This is a genomic window from Streptomyces sp. NPDC059696 (genome assembly GCF_042733745.1).
GTDB lineage: Bacteria > Actinomycetota > Actinomycetes > Streptomycetales > Streptomycetaceae > Streptomyces.
This window is the reverse complement of the sequence record NZ_JBHWFG010000010.1, coordinates 235,075-256,312: the sequence shown is the minus strand read 5'-3', so window position 1 is coordinate 256,312 and position 21,238 is coordinate 235,075. Positions and strand designations below refer to the sequence as shown.

At 68.6% G+C, this 21,238-nt stretch carries 14 protein-coding genes and 2 pseudogenes; 8 read left to right on the top strand and 8 right to left on the bottom strand.

Translation table 11 applies throughout. The annotated features are described in order from the left end of the window. Positions 1-42 precede the first annotated feature (42 nt). Positions 43-2,403, top strand: a complete 2,361-nt coding sequence (gene cas3 / locus ACFV20_RS14310; RefSeq protein WP_385656076.1) for a CRISPR-associated helicase Cas3' — start codon at positions 43-45, stop codon at positions 2,401-2,403. Positions 2,404-3,341: 938 nt separating this feature from the next. On the opposite strand, the pseudogene ACFV20_RS14305 reads toward cas3, so the two are convergent. From ACFV20_RS14305 to ACFV20_RS14295, 3 genes and pseudogenes are all read right to left on the bottom strand, one after another. Continuing rightward, a pseudogene (locus ACFV20_RS14305) lies at positions 3,342-3,506 on the bottom strand (helix-turn-helix domain-containing protein); the annotation flags it as partial. A gap of 398 nt (positions 3,507-3,904) precedes the next feature. Beyond that, positions 3,905-4,201 carry a hypothetical protein gene (locus tag ACFV20_RS14300; protein WP_385656075.1) on the bottom strand — a complete coding sequence of 99 codons (297 nt, stop codon included), beginning with the start codon at positions 4,199-4,201 and terminating at the stop codon, positions 3,905-3,907. Then, positions 4,198-4,842, bottom strand: coding sequence for a hypothetical protein (locus ACFV20_RS14295; RefSeq protein WP_385656073.1), 645 nt, complete (start codon positions 4,840-4,842; stop codon positions 4,198-4,200). The genes ACFV20_RS14300 and ACFV20_RS14295 overlap by 4 nt, the downstream gene beginning before the upstream one ends. A 263-nt stretch (positions 4,843-5,105) precedes the next feature. Here ACFV20_RS14295 and ACFV20_RS14290 point away from each other — a divergent pair. After that, positions 5,106-5,436, top strand: a pseudogene (locus ACFV20_RS14290) (hypothetical protein); the annotation flags it as partial. Between the two features lie 113 nt (positions 5,437-5,549). Here ACFV20_RS14290 and ACFV20_RS14285 read toward each other — a convergent pair. From ACFV20_RS14285 to ACFV20_RS14270, 4 genes are all read right to left on the bottom strand, one after another. After that, the gene (locus ACFV20_RS14285; RefSeq protein ID WP_385656072.1) at positions 5,550-6,521 is read right to left on the bottom strand and encodes a hypothetical protein; all 972 of its coding nucleotides are present in this window, start codon (positions 6,519-6,521) and stop codon (positions 5,550-5,552) included. Positions 6,522-6,658: 137 nt separating this feature from the next. Next, a complete protein-coding gene (locus ACFV20_RS14280) occupies positions 6,659-7,228 on the bottom strand; it encodes a hypothetical protein (RefSeq protein WP_385656070.1) in 570 nt (189 codons plus the stop codon). 355 nt (positions 7,229-7,583) lie between these two features. Beyond that, positions 7,584-9,173 carry a hypothetical protein gene (locus ACFV20_RS14275; RefSeq protein WP_385656068.1) on the bottom strand — a complete coding sequence of 530 codons (1,590 nt, stop codon included), beginning with the start codon at positions 9,171-9,173 and terminating at the stop codon, positions 7,584-7,586. Between the two features lie 42 nt (positions 9,174-9,215). Next, a complete protein-coding gene (locus ACFV20_RS14270) occupies positions 9,216-9,539 on the bottom strand; it encodes a hypothetical protein (protein WP_385656066.1) in 324 nt (107 codons plus the stop codon). Positions 9,540-10,072: 533 nt separating this feature from the next. Between ACFV20_RS14270 and ACFV20_RS14265 the strand changes: the two genes are divergently transcribed. Further along, positions 10,073-11,389 carry a helix-turn-helix domain-containing protein gene (locus ACFV20_RS14265; protein WP_385656064.1) on the top strand — a complete coding sequence of 439 codons (1,317 nt, stop codon included), beginning with the start codon at positions 10,073-10,075 and terminating at the stop codon, positions 11,387-11,389. Positions 11,390-11,493: 104 nt separating this feature from the next. Then, on the top strand, positions 11,494-12,183 hold the full coding sequence (locus ACFV20_RS14260) for an AbiV family abortive infection protein (protein ID WP_385656062.1): 690 nt from the start codon (positions 11,494-11,496) through the stop codon (positions 12,181-12,183). A 92-nt stretch (positions 12,184-12,275) separates the two neighbouring features. Here the strand turns inward: ACFV20_RS14260 and tpg are convergent, their stop codons facing one another. Beyond that, on the bottom strand, positions 12,276-12,869 hold the full coding sequence (tpg, locus tag ACFV20_RS14255; RefSeq protein ID WP_385656060.1) for a telomere-protecting terminal protein Tpg: 594 nt from the start codon (positions 12,867-12,869) through the stop codon (positions 12,276-12,278). A 924-nt stretch (positions 12,870-13,793) separates the two neighbouring features. On the opposite strand from tpg, the gene ACFV20_RS14250 reads away from it, so the two are divergent. Genes ACFV20_RS14250 through ACFV20_RS14235 form a run of 4 tightly spaced genes read left to right on the top strand, consistent with a single transcriptional unit; the run spans position 13,794 to position 21,180 of the window. Then, positions 13,794-14,345 (top strand): TnsA-like heteromeric transposase endonuclease subunit, encoded by a 552-nt coding sequence (locus ACFV20_RS14250; protein WP_385656058.1) that lies wholly within the window; start codon positions 13,794-13,796, stop codon positions 14,343-14,345. Beyond that, positions 14,342-16,528, top strand: a complete 2,187-nt coding sequence (locus tag ACFV20_RS14245; RefSeq protein ID WP_385656056.1) for a transposase — start codon at positions 14,342-14,344, stop codon at positions 16,526-16,528. The genes ACFV20_RS14250 and ACFV20_RS14245 overlap by 4 nt, the downstream gene beginning before the upstream one ends. Positions 16,529-16,572: 44 nt before the next feature. Next, the gene (locus ACFV20_RS14240) at positions 16,573-17,583 is read left to right on the top strand and encodes a TniB family NTP-binding protein (RefSeq protein ID WP_385656115.1); all 1,011 of its coding nucleotides are present in this window, start codon (positions 16,573-16,575) and stop codon (positions 17,581-17,583) included. 15 nt (positions 17,584-17,598) lie between these two features. Next, entirely contained in the window at positions 17,599-21,180 is a 3,582-nt protein-coding gene (locus ACFV20_RS14235) for a helicase associated domain-containing protein (RefSeq protein WP_385656054.1), read from the top strand. The last annotated feature ends 58 nt before the right edge of the window (positions 21,181-21,238 follow it).

Genomic DNA, 21,238 nt, shown 5'->3' with positions numbered 1-21,238 from the left:
ACAAGGACACCGGCAGAACAGCAAGCTCCAGGAGACGCGTGTGTGCTGCACACGGTCCTGGCCAAGAGCGCCCAGTACGGGCGGCGGCCCGAACGGCTGACCGCCCACCTGCGCGCGGCCCTGGAAGCAGCCGACCTGGTGGCCCGGCGCACCGGGCGGATAGCCACGGCCGCCGGCATCCTGCCCGGATTCTGGGAGGCGGTGCGCCTGGCCGATCTGCTACACGACGCGGGCAAGATCCCACCCGGCTTCCAGCAGATGCTCACCGGCGGCCCCGCCTGGGGCGAACGGCACGAGGTGCTCTCCCTCGCCTTCACCCCCCTGATAGCGGACGCAGAGGTGCGCGCCTGGGTGGCGGCCGGAATCGCCACCCATCACCGGCCGCTGACGAACTCCCCCCGCGCACTCGCCGCGCTGTACGGCACGGCGCCGCTTACCGAGTGGCGGGCCCGCTTCGCGCCGCTCGACCAAGCCATGGCCGACGAACTCGCCGCATGGTTGTACCGGACCGCCGATGGGGCCGGACTGCCCGCCCAGTCGCTGCCGGCCGGCAGCGACTGGATCGCCCAGGCGCACACGCAACTCGGCGCGCTGCTGGACCGCTTCGAATACGGCACCGACCCGGATGAGGGACTCGTGGCGGTCCTGCTGCAGGGCGCCGTCACGATGGCCGATCACCTGTCCTCCGCCCATGCCCGGCCCCACCTCGTGCAACCCATGGGCCCGGCCTTCGCCGCCCGCCTGGAAGACACGATCAAGGCCAAGGGCTACACCCTGCGCCCGCACCAGCAGCGCGCCGCCGCGATCGACGGCCACCTACTGCTGCGCTCGCGCACCGGCAGTGGCAAGACCGAAGCCTCCTGGCTGTGGGCCTGCCGCCAGACCACCACCATGCAGACGGCCGGGCAGGGCGTACCCCGCGTCTTCTACACCCTGCCCTACCTCGCCTCGATCAACGCCAACGCCGACCGCACCGCCCGGGAACTCGGAGCACCGGAACTGGTCGGCGTGGCACACGGCCGCGCGGCCGCCTACCACCTGGCCAACGCCGCCTGCCCTGAAGACGGCGACGACAAGCGGGTGAGCGCCGCACGCAAAGCCGTCGCCCGCCAGGCCGCCACCCGCCTGTTCACCGAAACGATCAGGATCACCACCCCCTACCAGCTGCTGCGCGCCGCCCTCGTCGGCCCCGCCCACGCCTCACTGCTCGTGGACGCGGCGAACTCGGTGTTCATCATGGACGAGCTGCACGCCTACGACACCAAACGGCTCGGCTACATCCTGGCCATGATGGGCCTGCTCGAACGCCTCGGCGGCCGCTTCGCCATCCTCTCCGCGACTCTGCCCGACGCCCTCGCCGACCTGATCACCGACACCCTCACCCAGACCGTCACCCGCACCGACGACGCCGACAGCAACCCACCAGCCAGGCACCGCATCCGCACCCGCCCCCACCACCTCACCGACCCCGCCGCCGTCACCGAAATCACCGACCGCCTGCACCGGGGCGAGTCCGTCCTGGTCATCGCCAACAACATCCGCCAGGCCCAACACCTCTACGACCAGCTCGCCCCCACAGCACGCGCCCTGCACGGGCCAGCAGCGGCGACCATGCTGCACTCCCGCTACAAACGCCGGGACCGCTCCCGCCTCGAACAGCACATCACCGCCCGGTACAGCACCGACCGCACCCGCGCAGGCCAGCGGCTGCCCGGCCTAGTCGTCTCCACCCAGGTCCTCGAAGTCTCCATGGACGTCGACTTCGACGTCCTGTTCACCGCCGCCGCCGACCTTGAAGCCCTCGCCCAACGCTTCGGCCGCGCCAACCGAATCGCCGCCAGACCCCCCGCCGACGTCATCGTGCACGCTGCCCACTACAGCCCACGCAACAACGCCCCCGGGCAGTGGTTCGCCGACGGCATCTACCCCCAAGCCCCCACTCAGGCCGCCTGGCGCATCCTCGCCGCCCACGACGGACAACCCGTCGACGAAAACGAGATCACCGACTGGCTCAACACCATCTACGCCACCCCCTGGGGCACCACCTGGCGGGAGGAAGTGCTCCACCACCGGGATCAGTTCGCGGCCACGTTCCTCGACTTCACCTATCCCTACGACGACCGCACCGATCTCGCCCAACGTTTCGACGAACTCTTCGACGGAACCGAAGCCATCCTCGTCGAAGACCGCACCGCGTATGCCGCCGCACTCGACCAAGCCGACGGCCGCCCAGGCCTGCTGCTCGCAGACGACTACCTCATCCCCCTACCCGCTAACACCACCCCACGAGCCCACTACGACGAGGACCTGAAGGTGTATATCGTCGACGGCCAGTACAGCAGCGAACACGGCCTCACAAACGTAAGAAACGCAGGCATCCCAGGCCGGTCAGCATCAACCTGACAGCAGGCGCCATTCCCCCTCATCAGCCTTCGAAGGGATCGCAACTCCCACACGTCCTACTCAACAGGAGCACCCGGCGGGCCCCTATCCGCCCAGGAGGGATCGCAACACGTCCGTGGCGGCGTCTGTCGCAAGCGTCCATAGACCGTCATCAGCCCAGAAGGCTTCGCAACATGTGGTGGGCCTCGGTGCTGTTCTCGGGATCGCGGTTCGTCATCAGCCCGGGAGGGCTCGCAATGCGACCAGCGCCGGATAGGAGTCCAGCACCACGGCATGTCGTCATTAGCCCAGGCGGATTCGCAACTAGCTCTGCCAGTCGAGGACGATAATGTCGCCCGGTTCGTCGTCATAAGCCCGGAAGGGTTCGCAACTACTCAGCCAGAAGCGCCTTTGCGATGGCTCGCCGCCCGTCATCAGCCCAGGAGGGTTCACAACAACGCGAGGACGTCGTACAGCCAGTCCGCGAGCCAGGTCGTCATCAGCCCACGAGGGATCACAACGCATCGCCGTTGATGTCGATCACGAGCCGGTCCGTGATCGTCATCAGCCCGAGGGGATCGCAACATCAGCGGCCCGCCGTCGACCAGGCGGCGGAACTGGTTGTCATCAGCCCAGGAGGGTTCGCAACGGCTTGACCTCGACGGCGGTGATGGACACGAGGACGATCGTCATCAGCCCAGAAGGGTTCGCAACAGGTTGGGCACGGACCAGCCGGTGGCCTGGGTTGCAGCCGCCCGTCGCGGACACCTGCAGACGCTCTGCGCGCGACAGCAGGCACGGCAGGCGCAGGGCGGGGTTGCGTCCTTGGAAGTGGTGTACGGGCTCCCACCTGATCCGGGCGTTTGGCCTGGCGTCTGAGGAGTGCCCGGATACAAGAACGGCCACCGGCTGATCTTCGAGATGTCGAGTCACAAAGGAGATCAGCACGACAACCGCACCCGACAGGAGCGGTCGCTCATGCCGGCTTCGCCGGACTGCCGGTGGCGGTCGGCCCAGCGCTGGGCCGTGGTCGGCGAGACCTGGAAGCGTTCCGCGGCGCGACGCAGGGGCCAGTTGTCCTCGACCACCCGGCGCGCCAGGCGCAGCCATCCGGTCTCGGTCAGGGGCGCATACGGTGGGGCACGAGGGCCTTTCGATCAGGTGTAGACGTCGCAATCCACACCGAACCGGAAGGCCCTCACCTGTTCAAGATCCCTCAGCCGAGACCTGGCTCACCCGTCCACAACCTCCCGAGACAGAACACCTAGTCATCGCCCCCCGCACCGCAGCCCCCCCCACTCGCAGAACCACCGAGGGGCGGGGCCCGGCCCGGGGCGTGCTGCACGCGCCGGACTGCGAATAGGCTCCGCAGGGCGCGCCGCTGCTCAATGTGGAGCACGCGTTGAACGGGGCGGAGAACCCTATGCACGCTGTGCGGGTGCGTACGCTCAGGAGGTGACGCCGATGCGGAGCGGGTTCGGCCACATCACCGACTCCTGACCTGCCGTAGTCGGGCCTGTGGTCAGGGTGTGTCGCCGGAGTAGTAAAAGCGGCAGCTCACACCCGGGCCGGGCGTGCGGGGTTCGCCGGGGCGCGGGTCGTACAGGGCGCGGCCGCCGGGCCACCGTCCGAGTTCGGTGGACAGGGCGACACCGTCGTCGACTTCCTCGGTCCGCCAGCCGTGGATGTCCAGCAGCAGGCCGTCCAGCGGCCCGCCGACCAGTTCGGCGTAAGTCCGGTGTGGGAGCGGGCCGGGGTGGGGGTCGTCGTGTTCCGCGCCGTAGACCCGGCCGTTCAGCAGCTGCTCATCGCCGTTCATCTGATCAGCGTTGCAGCCGCCACCGACAACGCGGGCTTGCCCAGGGCTGCCTTGGGCTTGTCGGCGTGGCCGGTGGCCGCGGTTTGCCCGGGTCGGGTGCGGAAGCGGGAGAGCCAGCCGCCGGCCTTCTGCGCGGCGGCCTGTTCTTCTGCCTCCTGGCGCAGGCGCTCCTGCTCCTGGCGCTCGTGTTCGTCGACTTCGGCCTGCTGCTCGGCTGCGACGGCCCGGTCCTGGCAGTCCTCGCACAGGTGCGGGTGTGACTGGCGCTTGCTCCAGTCCCGGGTGTAGCCGATCGCCTCCCACCGGTCGTCGGTGAACTTCTGCCCGCACTCCTCGCAGACCCGCCGCCGCGCCTCCCGCTGTGCGGCTTCCCGCTCTGCACGGCGCCGCTGTTCTTCCCTGGCGGCCTGGCGGCGGCGGGCGAGGTAGGCGTCCCGGCGGGCATTGCCGATCGCGTCCAGCAGCGGCTGGCGGTGGTCGCGGCCGAAGCGCCAGAAGGCGGGCCCGGCCGGGCCGTGTGCGCGCAGCTCCTGAAGCGTGGTCGCCACGATCGGGATGCAGTGGTCGTAGGAGTGGTAGCCGCCCTCGGGATGCCACCGCCCTTGCCAGTGGTAGCGGGTGAGGTCGGCGACCTTGGCCATCTGTTTTCTGGCGGAGCGCTGGCCGACACGACCTGGTGGAAGACGAGCAGGACCGGCGGGTGCACCCGCTCGTACTCATCGGAGGGGGGTGCGGACCAGCGGGTGCGCCACATCGGCTTCTCGAGGCCGTCGGTGTCCTTCTCCTGCCGCTTAAAGAACCGGGCGTACTTGTCGAACTTCTGCGCGATGAGGGCGGCTTCCTCGGTGCAGTTGTCGACCTCGATGAACAGCAGCGGCACCCCGGCCTCCGGGGGCGGTCAGGACGACCCGCGGCCGGGAAGCGAACTGGCAAGAAGGCCGCGAAGGCGGCGGCCGCACCGTCAGCATCGCCGACGCTTGTCGACCTCGTGCGTGAACACCTGGCGGGCCAGAACGAACCCCGCTCCGCTGCCGAAAACCGCCACCGCGCTGGGTCCGCAACACCCCAAGCGCACCATCAAGACCACCGTCGTGCGCACCACGCTCGAAGGACTCGTGGCCAAGAGCCAGGCCCAGCGCACCAAACAGGGCTCCTCTGTTTTCTACACGGCGGCCGACGCGACGCAGCCAACACCCGCCGCGACCGAAAGCCAGCCCGAACCGGCCAATCCCTGACCCGGCCCATCAATGCCTATCCGCTGCCCGGCCCCTTTGATGCAAGGGGCGCCTGAACGGAAGGCAAGGGAAGCCGACGAAACGCGGTGCGCGGGTGTGCCGGAATACGAAGATCAAATCCCCTGTGAGGCCGACACGATGTCTGCGCCTACGCTTCGGACGGGTCTATCCGGAGTGCGCCCGGCCGGAAGTTCTGTGCCTGCCGCATCCTGCCCACTGAACCCTTCGCACGGATGCAGGCAGCGGAAGCACCGCAGAGGCTGGCCGTTCGGCTCCTGTCCCAGGCTGTGCGCGAGCTCCTGCACATCGAATTCGATCTTCGTGAATCGGGCCAGGGGGTCTCTCGGCCGAGACACCATGCTTACTTCGTGGATCTGTCCCTCGACAATGACTGGGCGGGGGTAGGCAAGAACGCTTTGGCCGTCCGTATGAGGACAGCTGCGGCGCCCGCATGCGTTGCAGGTGCCTTCCGGGGTGCGGCGGACAATGAGTGGGTACCGGGTGTCGAGCAGGTGCTCACATTCATCGAGGTCCTTCCCGCACAGGGAGCACAGCCGTATCGCGGTGAAGCCGATGGACAGGCCCGATCTGCGGTGCATCAAAGACAGGGGGCAGGTGTCCCAGTAGCTGTCCTCGCTGTACTCGATGTCGCAGCCAAAGATGCCTCCGACCAATGCGGCGACGTGATGTGCATGCTGATGCGCCAGCTCGGCGAGGTCGGTGTCCTCCAGAAAGTTGAAGGCATCGACGGCCCGGGCCAGCGATGTCCGCGCCCAGTCCTCAAGTTCGGGCCACAGTTGGGAGGACGCCTGCGTAAGGGGCTGCATCTGCAGGGCCCGTGCCATCCCCTGATACCGGCGGTGCTCGGTTCCGGCGGCCCGCAGTGACACCGGCCCCGCGAGGGTGACCTGGGGGCGCGTGAGCCGGTTGATGCCTCGCCGCAGCCGGCGCTCGGCCTGAGACCACACTCGTGTGAGGTACAGCTGCTGCGCCTTCATGGTGCGAAGTCCGCGCCGGTCAATGGCTTCGGTGGTGGCCTCCCACGACGGGAGCTGCGACAGGGACGGGCCCCAGGTCTGGGACATGCTGCGACAGCACTGCCCGTACAGGCGCATGGACTGCCTCAGACTCGCGACTCCTTCCTGTCGCATCATCGCCTGGCGGCCTGGCCCCCCGGCGGGTGGCAGGGGCACGCCAGTGCGGATGAGACGTCCGGCGAATCTCATGCGGGAGGGTCCGCCTCCCCGGTGGCATCCGGAGCCGCAGGAGGCAGTGCCGTGGGGCCGAGAGCGGACAGGGCGTTGCGGAGAAGGCCTTCGATGTCGGCGGCCCGGCCGCTGACCTCCAGACCGCGGATGACGATCTCATCCCCGTTCCGTGTCACCTCAGCGGCCTTGACCGTCACGGGGGCGGAGTCGACCTGCTGCGGTGTGCATCCGCCGCCGAGGGCAGAGCGGGCCCGGTGCCACACGAGCCGGGCGATGCTCTTGACGACCTCAGTGCTGAGGTCGCCCGCGACAGCCACGGCGATCACGGCCACCACATCGATGGCCCCGTACTCGCTGAGATAGCGCCTGTCTTCCCGCGGCAGGGCGAAGTCGACGTCCAGGCCCTGATGCCTCATCGTCTTGACCAGGCCAGCCACGTCGTCCCGGTAGATGCCGACGCCACCGAGGGTCGTGTCCGGGAGCAGGAACAGGCGGCTGCCCGCGGGGGCGGCCAGCACCTGGCCGGGCAGGTCCGGGACATCCCAGGATGTCATCGCGTTCTCGGGCGCGGAGGTATCAGCCATCGGCCGTTCAAACTCCCGTCGTTGCCAGCCGGTTTTGCCACGAGGGTAGCGACCGGTGCGGGCTGGTGAATGCGGTTGACTTCCTGGCCGCCCGCAAAGAGCGGAATGGACCATTCGGGCGCGGTACGACCCCCCGCCGCCGGCGGTTGGCGTCGTGCCCGGCTTGGGCCTGGTCCTTCGTGAGGCCCCCGGCGCTGACCACGTCGGCATCGAGGGCCGCCATGAATACCCCGCCTTCGTCGCGATGCGCACCCGCCGGGTGTGCGGTGAGGGTGGATGCGAGCAAGGTCGGAGCGCGGCCGTGGGCGGTGTCGATCCACCGTGAGCCGGAGGCGGCCGCGCGGCCGCCCGGGGGTCAGGTCTCGTCTGACGCGTAGAACTGCTGGAGGTCGAGAACAGCCCGTCGAATCGCCCTGTGGTCCTGCATAGGTACGTCGACGTCGACGTACCCCTCATCCCCTTCGTCACTGATCGGCAGGGCACCGAGCGGCGCGCTCTGGGTGTGGATCAGGTCGACGTAGGCTCCGTAGTCAATCCCCCAGATGTCGAACCGCTCGCCGGGTTGGTCCTGCGCGGAGTAGCCGTGCCGGATGATGTGGAGTACGCGGGCATCGAACAGCGCGAGCAGAAGTTCATCACGGGCATCGGCGTTGTTCACGAGGAACGCCCGGGCGCGTTTCCTTCGGATGACCTCAGTGATGATCCATTCGAGCAGTCGGCGCGCCTGAGTAAGGCTCGCGATGCTGTTCATCTTGTCGCCGTGGTACCAGTCGCGTGCAGCATCACGGATGAGCGGTACGGAGATCTCTGCCGGGCCCGCCTTCATCGCGGCCTTGGCGGCGATGTACAAGGCGTCCCTGGGAACCCCTTCGGAGGCACGCACCAGCTCGTCGAACGCGCGCTTGTCGGTGAACGCGGCAGAGACCATGTTCCCCGAGATGCGTGCCAGAGGTGGGTTGGGCTTCTCCGAAGCCACGCTCTTGAGATGCTTGGCGAACAGGCCTTGGAAGAACGAGCGTGCGCGTTCCTCGTTGCCCTCGTAGACCAGGAAGTCATCCAGGTTGACGTGAGCACCCATGTCTGCGCCGAGTTCGATCCCGATGGTTTGGCCATCGACCTGGGCACGGAAGTTGGACTGCTGCTCGATGGCGGCGATCTTGACCGTGAACTTCTGAACCGGCAGTACGCAGCGGGTGAGGAAGTGCGCCAGGTAGGGCTGAAGATCCCGGGGAACGCTGCTCCACTCGTCGAGCAGCAGCCACACCCGCCTGCTGCTCAGTGTCTTGCCCAGGTCACGCAGCGCCTTTGCCACGTCGCTGAAGTTGAGGCTGATCTGCTCGGTACCCTTGCGGGTCTCTCGCTGAAGGTCACGGTCTTCTGACGACGTTTCCGAGTTCCACTTGCCGGTGAACTTGGGGCCACCCCCCGCCAGCGATACCTCGGCAGCAGCACCATCCTTGCCGCCCGCCTTGCTCTCGGCCTCGTCGGTGCGCTCCACTTCGCCCAGGACGCGGACGGAGGTGATGGCCGTGAGGAGCTGGTCGGCCTTCTCCACGAAGTTGCCGTCGTCGATCAGCTCGCTGTCCTCGATGACCGCATTGATCAGCGATTCGTGCAACTGCCCAAGGAGGTCGACGAGTAGACGAGCGGCACGTTCGGTGATCGCAGCGGACTGCGGATCGAGCAGGCCGTTTGCCGAGCCGATCGTGCGCAGGTCGATGAAAAGGGCGAGGTCACCGTTCGCGGACGCCTCGGATCCCAAGTAACTAAGGGCGTGTGTCTTCCCTGTGCCACGACGGCCGTAGATCACCTGATGGTCAACGATGTTGATCACGTCGAGCACGCCCGAGTCGACGAAGGTCTCGTGGAGCTGCGGACCTTCCTGCTTCTCGGCACGTTTCGGTATCTGGTTGAAGGCGCGGTTCAGTGGCGACAGAGCTGACATGGGGGAAGGTTAGACGTAATCAACGCGTTCCAGCCACATCCGTTAGGGATGCCCAGCCGCCCGAATTCCGCACGCGGGCAGCGGTTCTTCGACCTCTCCGGTGGTCTTGTTCAGGAAGGTCACGTGCTGGGCGGCGAGGTCCAGGGTGGCCGTCCAGATGCCCTCGTCCGTCTCGAACTCGATCCGGATGGCCTCGCACTGCTCGGTGATCACAGGGCTGAGGCCCACGCTGGTGGCCCCCAGGGCCGCGAAGGCCGCCTCGGAGATCGTGCTGCCGCCGGACCCGATACCGGCTCGCAGGTGGCGCACCGGCCCCTTGAGGTCGAGCCCATCCCACTCCCCCTCGATCAGGAACTCTTCCCTCAAGAAGGCGAATTTGCCCGCCATGGCGTCCCTATCGCTCAGGCGCGATCCCTGTGCGGGATGCGTCGAACCGCCTCAACGACCGGCGCAGGGGAACAGGTGCTGCGCAGGTGGTGTGTTCCATCCAATGAGCGATGCCTGCGGCGGCCGGTTGAGTCGTCCGGTTGACTGTCGTCACCTGGTTCGTTCGTGGACGCGTGGCCGAAGCACGGCGGACCTCCGGCCCCGAGATCGCCGGGGTGTGGCGGGTCCACCGGGTGGGCTCGCCGCCGGCCTAATGGTGGGTCTGCCACCACATGATGAATAGGGTTACGGCGCCGTTGCCCAGCTGAAGGAGCTGACCGCACGCGGCCAAGGTGGCGCCAGGAAGGGCGTGCCACGGTGTCGACCGATCCGGGTGACGCCCTCCGGTGTCGTGGCGGGCCTTCCGCAGCATGCGAAACGCTGCGTCTCCGGGAGCTGGGCGGCGGCGAGCAGGCTCCGAGCCGATGCGATAATTCGGTGCCGGAATGGGACCGTTGGCAGATTATTAAGGGATGAACAACTCTTTGTTCGCCGCGTCGGCGGCGGACCTGACGATCGAGCGCATCCGTGCCCTCGCCGCGCGTCCGGACCAGGTCGAAAGCCTGACATTGGAGTTCAAGCGCGAGTACTCCAAGAGCCTGGTGACGACCATCGCGGCGATGGCTAACACTTATGGTGGCATGATCCTGGTGGGCATCAGCGACAAAGCGGAGCCGGGCACCGAGCGTGTCGCCGGTGTCGACGCCCAGGAGACGATCGACAAGATCGCCAGCGGGTGCCGCGAGAAGTTCGACCCGCCCTGGGAGCCCACCTTCATCCCCGTTCCGTTCGCTGACGGAACCGGGCGCAGCGTGGTGGTAGTCCGGGTGGACGCCAACGTCGCGCCCCGGCCCCTGCTGATAGAGCTGAAAGCGCCGATCCGGCTGAGCGGGCAGAATTCCACCGCCGACCGCGACCGGCTTCTCCAGCTCGCCCGTGAGGAACCGGCCGCGAGGGTGCTGCCCATGGGGCAGAACGTCATGTCCCCGAACCTGGAAAGGGATCAGGAGGGCAAGTGCACTGCGGACTTCATCCTGCGCACCGGCTTTAACGTCCTGATGGGAGAGGCTGGCGCCTGGCGCCCAATGTCGGAGAGAACTGTCGCCGCTCTCGCCCGTGCGCTGAACAACTCGGCCTTCCCCGCCGCCCTGCATACCCTCGGGCACCAGTCGTTCTCCTCATCCACGAGCTTTCAGCAGCACGGTTACAACAGGTCCCGCACCGCCCGGCTGGTGTACAGGGCCCTCAGTGACAGCCCGGTGCCGCACCCTGTGGAGGCCGTCGTCACGGTCGTCCTGCCCGAGGTCTACGGCACTTCCACGGCGGCGCTGGCGACGGTCACCATCGACGTCATCTCCCGGATCCGGCGGTACGCCGACGCCTTCGACAAGGTGGGGGTGCCAGGTGAGGAGTACCGCTACCCAGTACCAAACCTCCTGGACCTGCTCGAAGGGATCCTGAAGACCACCGTCGACCCCAAGGTCGTCGCGGAGATCGCCCGCATCACCGACATCGACCCCGCCCTTGTGGCGCAGCCGCGCGAGCTCCACCTCGTCGCGGACCGTCAGGTCAAGGAACTCCTTCGCACCGAGATCCTTCAGGAGATCCCGGAAGCCGGTGCGTCGGCCGGCGGTGTCTTCCGTGCCAACCCCGCCCTGGACCTGCATGACATCGCCGACCGCCAGGAGCAGGTGGACGACTGGCTCCGCCAGCTCGGCCTCGACGCTGGCCTGACCGGCATGGAGGCCCTAGTCGAGAGCTACCGGGCCTCGACCCGGCCTAGGAGGTAACACATACGATGCGAAGCGCCTGGTCCCCGGCAGCTCCAATGCCGGGGACCAGGCCTTTGTACGAGTACTGCTGACCCCGGTCGGGAAGTCGACACACTGGGTTCATGACCGAAATGAGCCCAGGGCAGGCACGCGAGTTCTGGAAGGCGTTGGTGGACAACGCCTCCTCCCTGATCACCGACGCTCGCACCCTGCTGAACGCCGGGTCCTACGGGCGGGCTTACTCCCTGACCGTCCTTGCGCAGGAGGAGCTCGGAAAGGCCCTGTGGATCTACAACGTCTTCCAGGAGGACTGGAGCTCCGGTGCTGATCAGCCCCGGACGGTGGACGCCTTGACTCAGCACGGGAGGAGCCACACCAAGAAGTACCTGGAGGCGGTGGTCTTCGGTGACGACCTCGCTGAGTTCTGGGGCGACTACAGCGCCGTCCGCGCCACGGGACCGAGCTACGAGGAATGGGAGAAGGCCTACCAGGCACGGCAGCAGGAAGCGGAAGCCGCTGCCCGGACCGCCAACCTGGCAAAGCAGCGCGGGTTCTACGTCGACCGCGACGAGGACGACAGCATCCTGTCCCCCACGGCCATTCCCGCCGGAACGACCGAAACCGACCTACAGACCGCCGCCCGAGTGATCGAGATGCTCCTCATCAACGATCACGTCCGGATGAAGTCGGCCGCCACACCATACGACAGCACCCATGAGCAGCAATTCCGGCTGTTGTCAGTGGCACACCCTGAGGACTGGGCCGCGGCCACAGGATCGGCTGACCCAGAGGGTGAACAGGACAGCTGGTAGCCGACAAGGATTCGGAGGCCAGTCTCCTTACGCAAAGCGCCTGGTTCCTGGCAGCTCCAATGCCGGGAACCAGGCGTTCCGTGCAGGCCGGTCTACACCTCGATGTCGAGCCGGTCCACGTCGGTGAACTCCACGCCCAGCCCGTACGCGCGGCTGTTGTTGGCTCGGAAGTACATCTGGGCGAGGCCGTCGGCCGCGATCTGCTGGAACTGCTGCTCGGTGGCGCCCTGCTCGCGGGCGGTGAAGAGCCGGTCTGCGTACTCGGGTGGCAGGGCCTGGGTGATGTCGCGGATCCGGGCATCATCGGTGGTGCCTGCGGCGGCGGTGAAGCCGAAGCGGGCGCGGGTGGAGACCACCAGGCCATCCGTGGTCGCCGCCTTCCTGGACGCGGGACAGATCGACGTAGGAGAGGTCCACCAGCCAAGAGCCAGGCAGCGCCGGATCGAACTGCGGGTTCCGGTCAGGCGGGTGGGGCCGTTCAGGCCGACGGTGAGGCCGTTCGCGGCGGCGGCGAAGCTCATGTTGAGGTCGACGACGACCAGGTAGGGGTTGGCGCACTCCCCATCGGTCAGCGGCCGGCACCAGTCGTACGGCTCCTCCATCAGCATCTCGGCCGGGGTGCGCAGGTGGTGCCGAGCGAACTTGCCGTTGAGAACCGGATGTTCGCCGGGGACCTCGCACTCCACGACGTCGTATACGTCGGTGAGCGCGTCGTCGTTGAAGGCCCGCTTGAACTCGGCCGGTGTTCGGGTTCTTCTCGGCGCGGGTCGGCGGGCGCAGCGCGGTCATCAGCTCCAGGCCGGTCGTGGCGGTGCTGCCGCGCGGTGTCGTCACCTGGGCCGCGTATACAGACCGAGGTAGCATGCGAGGCCGACCGGGTGCAGCGTCGGCAGCTGCGGGTCGGGCGCGGAACGGGCCGTTCGGGCGGCCCCTTGAACGCCGGCGGCAGCACGACGATGGTTGTCCGGCGCGTGCTCCGCGACCGGCATGGCCGCGCCGCCGCCGCATACACCGCGCAGTGACCGGGACGGGCGCGGTCGGCAGGCAGCCGAGGGGAGCGTCACGAGCAGGGCAGTGGTCTGCACTGACACCGGCAGCCGGCCTGCGCCACTATCGGCAGTCCGGGCGAACCGGGCGGTGTGCGGCGGAAGTTGGCCGAATTCGGCGGGCCGCGCGCACGGGCACGCTTGACTGGAGCACATGATCGACACGCACCACCCTCCGGCGCCCGGCGGCCCCGGCTTACCCCCATCGCCACGGCAGATCGCTGGAGCCCGCAGCGGTGCGCAGGCCGCAGGGGAGGCCGGTCCTCGGGCATCTGGTCCGGCAGATGGCGGATGCGGCCGACTGCCGGCTGCGGCGGTCCGCGAGCCGGTTCGCACATCCGGGCACCCCGCCAGGCTGTCAAGCGGGATACCGGCAGATGCTGAGGCGACCGCGGAGTTACCGGTCGGGATCGGCGAGCGGTTGGAGGCCCGGTTCGTCGACCAGGCGGGAAACGAACAGCGGATGCTGTGGCCGGACGCCGCACGTGGTGTCTGCTTGGAGGAGTGCGGCACGGCAAGCGGATGGCCCCGGGGTGGTGGTGGTCGGCTACCGACGGATGGCTGGTGCACTACGCGTCCGGGGTCATGCGGACCCAGGTGATGCTGCTGGACTGGGATCCTTCGGTCGTAGCCATAGCGTGCCGCCCGGTGGAACTGACCTGGCGTGACCGTGAGGGGGCCCGGGTGCGGCATGCACCGCATCTGATGGCCCGTCTCACGGACGGCAGGGGTCTACTGGCGGACTGCGCCGGGCACGGGGACATCTCGCCGCGCCTGGCCGCCCGGGCGGCGGTGATGGAGGCCGCGGCCGCGGCGGTGGGCTGGCAGTACCAGGTCCTGCGGCCCCCGGATCCGGTTCTGGCGGCCAATCTGCGCTGGCTGGCCGGGTACCGGCACCCCCGCTACAGGGGCGGAGAATTGGCCAGGCGCGCGGCCGAGGTCTTCCGGCGGCCGCTACCGCTGATCGAGGGTGTGCGTGAACTCGGCGATCCGGTCCAGGTCTTCCCGGTGGTCTTCCATGCGCTGTGGCACGGGGAGTTGTCGGCTCCCCTGGAGGAGCCCCTGCACGAGCGGGTGACCGTGACGGCAGGCAGCCCCGGCCGGGAGCAGGGGTGAGCGCCGTGGTGCTGGAGCCCGGAACACACGTGCGGTTCGCGAAGCGGACGTGGACGGTCGTCATGCTGGAAGGACCGTGCGTCAAGCTGATCGACGCGGACAACTCCGTCGCCACGGTCCTTGCGAACTTCCTGCTCGCCGACCCCGACTTCGAGGTGGTGGGCGCACCGCGGCGCCACGTACCGCCGTTCGGGCTCCTGGAGGAACTCCCGGAGCAGGTGCGCGAGCGCGCCTATGCCTGGGAGCGGCACGTGCGCGAGGTCGAGACCGGGTGCCCCGTCCCGGGACAGGACCAGGTGCCGCGCCCCGAGTTCGATCCGGCCCGGCGCACCATAGCGGAGCGGGAGGAGGCCAAGGCCGCCGAACTGACGGCGGCCGGGCAGCCGGCCAGTGCGGTGACGGTGCGGCGAATGCGCGCCCGCTACCGGGAGCACGGCCTGTGGGGGCTGGTGGACGGCCGGGCCGCCCGCCCGCGGTCGCCAGTAGGACGCGCCGATGAGCGAGTGGTCGCCGCGATCGAGCAGGCACTCCAGGCACAGAAGGAACGGTCGACCGGGACGCTGAGCCGGCTGCGGAGCACCGTCGGCTGGATCCTGGAGGACGCCCACGGCGCGGGGACGGTGAAAGTGCCGCCGGCCTCGACGTTCAACCGGCTGGTGCACGCCCTCGCGGACCGCCAGGGCCTGCTGGGAACCGCGGCGCAACGGCGAAGGCATTCCTCGCGGCCGGCTCCCCCGTTCACCCCGACGGTGGCGCTGCGGCCCGGCGAGCTGGTGATGCTCGACAGCACCCCGCTGGACGTGATGGTGGTCCTGGCCGACGGGGTCACGGGCAAGGCCGAGCTGACGATCGCCCTGGACGTGGCAACACGCAGCATCTGCGCGACCGTGCTGCGGCCAATGGGCACCGGATCGGTGGACGCGGCGATCCTGCTGGCGCAGATGGCGACACCCATGCGGATGCGCCCGGGATGGGAAGAGGCGCTGGCGCTGACGCGCTCGGTCATCCCCTACGAACGCCTGGTGTCATTGGACGCGCGGCTGGAGGGGGCGGCAGCCCGTCCGGTGATCATGCCGGAGACGGTGGTCGTCGACCAGGGTTCGGTGTTCATCTCCGCCTCGTTCACGGCGGCGTGTCAGAGCCTGGGGGTGTCGGTGCAGCCGGCGCCGCCGGCCAATGGCCCGGCCAAGGGGAACGTCGAGAGGATGTTCCGCACCATCGGCGCCCGGTTCTCGCAGTACGTGGCTGGCTACACCGGCTCGAACGTCACCGAGCGCGGCAAGGCCGTCGAGGACGAGGCGTGCTGGACCCTTCCCCAGTTGCAGGACCTGCTGGACGAGTGGCTGGTCACCGACTGGCAGCACCGCCAACACGCCTCACTGCGCCATCCGCTGGCGCCCAAGCTCCCGGTGTCACCGAACGAGATGTGGGCCGCGCTGGTCGGCGTGACCGGCTATGTCCCGGTGCTGCTGAGCGCGGAGAACTACATCGAGCTCATGCCGGTCAAGCGGCTGGGCATCAACGATTACGGCATCCGCTTCGACTACCGCACCTACGACCACAAGGTCCTCAACCCGCACCGCGGGTTCAAGTCGACAGCCTGGGACGGGATGTGGGAGATCCACCACAACCCCTACGACCCCCATCAGATCTGGGTACGGCTGCCCGACGGCTGGCAGGAGATCCCGTGGATCCACCGGGAGCGTGTCAGCCTTCCCTTCACCGACTTCACCTGGCGGCACATCCGCGCAACCGTCGAGCGCCGCAGCGACCGCGACGAGCACGAGCAGCATCTCGCCCAGGCCCTGGACCGCCTCCTGCGGCGGGCCGGCAACGGGGAAGGCACCCGCCGCGAACGGACCGTCGCAGCACGCGCCGGCGCCGCAGCATCGCTGGCCGGGCCCACTCCGCATCAGCCCGATCCACCCGGCCTACTCACGGCCCCGACCCTGTCCTACGGCCTGGTCGGCACCTTCACCCCACCTGGCCTCGACGAGCCCGACGGCGAGGAGGTGCCTGCGGGCGAGGAGTTCGAGGACGGCTGGGACGAGGACGACGACCCTTTCGGCTCACCGAATGATGCCGGCGGCGCTCCCGCCGGGCACGAACCACCACCCGGGCCGGCCGCGATCCCCCGCCCGTCCCGGATCTACGACGCCCTCCAGGAGGCAGCCCAGTGGTAACAGCAGTCGCCGAAGCCGGTCCCGTCCCGGACCAGGAGCAGCAGATGGCGGCGTATGCGCCGCCGACCACGCGGGAGGGCTGGCAGCAGTTCGTCGGCACTCCCCCGCTGCAGCCCCCGCCGGACACCAGCGAGGACTGGTCGCTGGAGGAACGCCTGGATTACCACTCCCGGTTCGTCGTCCTGACTACCCCAGCCATGGAGCGCATCTCGCTGTCGGTGCGGCGGCTGATGCTCCTCAACCGCCGCCAGCAGGGCACCGCCCGCCGCGGGCTGATCGTGTCCGGGCCGCCCACCACCGGCAAGACCACCACTCTGCTGGAAATGGGCCGCACCTTCGAGCTCGCCGAGCAGCGCCGCCACCCCGGGCGCACCGACCGGCTGCCCGTGGTGTTCCTGGCGGTGCCGCCCGCCTCCACCCCCAAGATGCTGGTCTCGGAGTTCGCCCGGTTCCTCGGCATCCCCATCGCGGTCCGGATGAACCAGGCGCAGATCACCGACGCCGTCTGCCACCTGCTGTGCCAGCTGGGCACCGCGCTGGTCCTCGTCGACGACGTCCACCTGCTCGACACCCGCACCCGCGCCGGCGCGGAGACGTCCGACCAGATGAAGCACCTCGGCGAGAGGATTCCCGCAACTTTTGTCTACGCCGGCGTCGACGTCGAGGCCTCCCCTCTGCTCAACGGGCCGCGCGGCGCGCAGCTCGCCGGTCGCTTCACCCTGGTCCGCAACACCGCCCTGTCCTGCGGCACCGTCGAACAGCGCGGGATCTGGCTGGACCTGGTCACCGCCATGGAAAACGCCCTGCGCCTGCGCCACCACACCCACGGCACCCTGGCCCGGCATGCCGACTACCTCCACCAGCGCACCGGCGGAGTCATGGGAAGCCTGTCCCACCTCATCCGTGAAGCCGCCCTCACCGCCCTCCTCGACGGCAGCGAAAAGATCACCAAACGGCTCCTGACCAGCATCCAGCTCGACATCCGCGCGGAACAGCAAGCCCGCCCGCCCCGAAAACGCCTCCCGCGCCCCCGCAACAACGGCACTGGATTCTGACGAGGCGGACCAGCGGTGAAGAAGACCACCAGCCCTTTAGTGGAACCTGCCGTCAGGGATGATTCGCAGCCACCACAGCGCGAGCAGAACGAACTCGCCCTGCACAGTCTGCCTTTGGGCGCGGTGCGTGTCGCTCCGCTGAACGGCGAGACGACGCTGTCGTTCATGAGCAGAGTCGCCTCCCGGTACAAGCTCACGGCCAAAGAACTCATCGGCGCGCTCGTGGACGTGGGACGGCGGCCCAACCTGTTCACGGTGCGGCCCGACGGAGAAGTGGCCTTCAACGCCGAGGCCCGGGCGGTGGTCGCCGCTTTCTGCCGCATGCCCGAAGAACACCTGCACCGTGCCCTGCCGGCCTGGGGCAGAGACGGCCCTTCGAGCAGGCTCGGGAACGGGCCGGCCGCCTGGGTCCGCACCGGAGCCACTATCCCGCCGACCGGCCCCGGATGCCGGGCCTGCACCGCGACCGCCACACGAGGCCGGGAAGAAGCACGCCGCTACTTGATGCCGCACGGCCGGGTATGCGTCAAGCACCAGTGCTGGATGCTGGAAACACCCGTCGTCGACGGGGCAACGGCGGGCCCCGGGCAGTTGGACCTACGGTATGTACCGCAGAGCGGGGCGGCCCAGCGCCGTCATGTACGGCTGCTGCGGCGCTCTGCGCACGCCGGCGAAGCGTTCACCGTGGCGCAGGCAATTATGGCTTCGTGGTGGGACGAGCCCTGGCTGGAAGAGATCCTCTGGCCCGATCGGCTGCGGCTGATGGCACCCGGCAACGACCTCGCTTGGCGTGCCGCGGCGCGGGATGCGGTGACCTATCCCGAAGCCGTCACGCTGGCCGCGGCCCTCGCCGACCCGGGCCTGCAGCAGCGGCTCCTCGATGACGCGGGGCGGCATCAGCCGCACGCGCTCGCCGATGTCCCCAGCCTCGTGGACGAACTGGCTCGGCGCCTTGAGCGGCCATGGATCGCCGGTCGCCTCAGCGCCATCACGACAGGCCCGCTGAACGCCTGGGTACGCGCCTGCGTACGCACGCAGGCTGGGCACAAGCCGAAGACACGCAGCATGTGGCACGTCTCCCCGCCCCACCGGCCCGCACCGATCACCCGGCTCCTGGCCGAAACCCAGCCCGTCGACGAAGCACCCGGGAAAACGGCGTCGGAGGAGTCGTCGGCCCCAGACGCGGCCGAGACCGCCAAGGGGTTCGCGCGCGGCCTACGCCACGCCCGCACCTACGCCACCGAACACGGCCACCTCTGCATTCCTTACCGGCACGAAAAGGACGGGTTCCAACTCGGCCTGTGGCTGGCCAACCAGCGCGCCGCAGGCCCTCAGCTCTCCCCCGAGCGCAGCCAGGCCCTGGCCGCTCTTGACCCGTGGTGGAATCCTGCGTGGAGCACGCTGTGGCAGCGCATCTATCTGCGCGCACGACGGCTGCTGGACTCAGGCACCGACATCAGACCCGAGCAGGGCTTCCCGGGCACCAGCGAGAATCTCGGCACCTGGCTGTACCGGCAGTGCCAGGTCTACAGCAGCCTCCATCCCCAGCAGCGCAGACTACTGGCACAGATCGGCATCAGTGCCGAAGCCGCCCGCCACGCACTGCCGCGGCGTCGCAACCTCGCCGAGGCCCGTGACCAGGGCCTGACCAATGCACGCGCCTACTGGAAGCAGCACGGGCACCTTTGTGCGAGCGCTGCTGATACGTACGCCGGCTTCCCCATCGGCAAATGGCTGACCAACCTCCGCGTACGCGCCCGACGCGGCATTCTCGATCCCGCCCTCATGCAGCAGCTGGACGCAATGGATCCGTGGTGGGCACCGCCCTGGCCCTCCGACTGGCAGCGAGCCTGCTACACAGTGCGCGATCTTGTCCGCTCCGGCCACCCCCTCGACCCCGAAAGCGCCTTTGCAGCCTTGGATGACGAACTCGGTCAATGGCTATACACCCAATGCGCGTCCTACCCCGGCCTGGCAGTGGAACAGCGCCGACAGCTCGCGGCCGTCGGACTGACTGAGCAGACTGTCGCAACCGCCCGCCCCAACCCCGCCACCCACAGGCCGTCCCTGGAGACCGGTCTCTACTACGCCCGCTCCTACGCGGCCCAGCACGGCGACCTCAACGCATCACCCTCCGACCGGCACGAGGGCTTCCCCATCGGAAAGTGGCTGGCCCGCCAAAAGCACCAGGCCAGCCTTCACACCGCCAAGTTCGCCGCGCCCTACCCAGCCGACCCGCTGCTGGCCGCCGTCGACCCATGGTGGAACCCACCCTGGAACGGGGACTGGCAGATCAACCACCGCGCCGCCCGCAAACTCGTCGAGAACGGGATCAAACTCCTCCCTGCACAAGGTTTCCCCGGCACCCCCGACTGGACTGGGCAGTGGCTCTACACCCAGTGCGTCGCCTACCAGAACCTCCACCCGGGGCAGCAACACAGGCTCACGCAACTCGGCATCACCAGCGCGAACTCCTGCACCGCACAGCCCCGTCGCGTCACCCAGCAAGCATCATTCGACACCGGCCTTGCACACGCCCGCTCCTACGCCGCCCGGCACGGACACCTCGCCATGCCCAAGAGCACGAACCACCACGGCTACCAGCTGGGCACATGGATCGCCCACCAACGCAAACGGGCCGCCAACGGCCGACTCCCCCACCACCGCGCCGAGGCCCTCGCCGTCCTTGACTCATGGTGGAACCCGCCCTGGGGCCTACCGTGGCAAATCACCTACCATGCCGTCAGAAACGACATCCACGGCCACGCTCTGAACGCGGCCGCAGGTTTCCCCGGACTCCCTCCAGCCGCCACCAGATGGCTGCTCACCCAGTGCATCAACTATGACGACCTCCACCCGGGGCAGCAGGAACTCCTGACCGGCCTCGGCATAACACCCCAGGACGCACACGCCGCCCGCCCCCGGCAGGAAACACGCACGCGCCGCCGAACCGGCACCAGCCGGTCGCGCCCCACAACCGTCTCCTCATCCATCGACGGCGGACTGCCCTACGCCCGCTCCTACGCACACACTCACGGCGGACTCGGCACCGCCCACTACACCACCGAACACGACGGATTCCCCCTGGGCTGGTGGCTGTACGAGCAGCGCAAACGCGCCGTCGCCCACCTACGCCGCACCGGCCGGCCCTGGCCCCACGACACGCAGCTCACCGCACTCGACCCGTGTTGGAACCCACCCTGGCGGGCCTCCTGGAACTACAGCTACCACCAAGCCCACACCCACCACACCGCCGGCCGCCCATTCCCTGGCACCACGACCAAGTGGATCCGCACCCAGCAACGCGCCTGGAACCAACTCCACCCCCACCAACAACACCTCCTGACCACCCTCGGCATCCACGGACCCGTACCCCTCATCAGCTACAACAGCCGCCCAACGAAGCTGACCGGCCAACCAATAGAACTGACCAACGGACCCACGGCCACCCCGAAGCAGGAACACCACAGCTCACAGACCCCACCCAGTCCCAGCCCGCAAGCAACGTCAAGCCGCTCGCCAACACAGAGCACACCGCCAGCCCCAACCAATCAACTGATCAGCCCAGCTCAACACACCGAACACCGATCAGATTGAACGAGCCACGACACGCGACCCCTCCCCCGTTCTGGGGGAGTCGGAGGAAGCCCGGCGC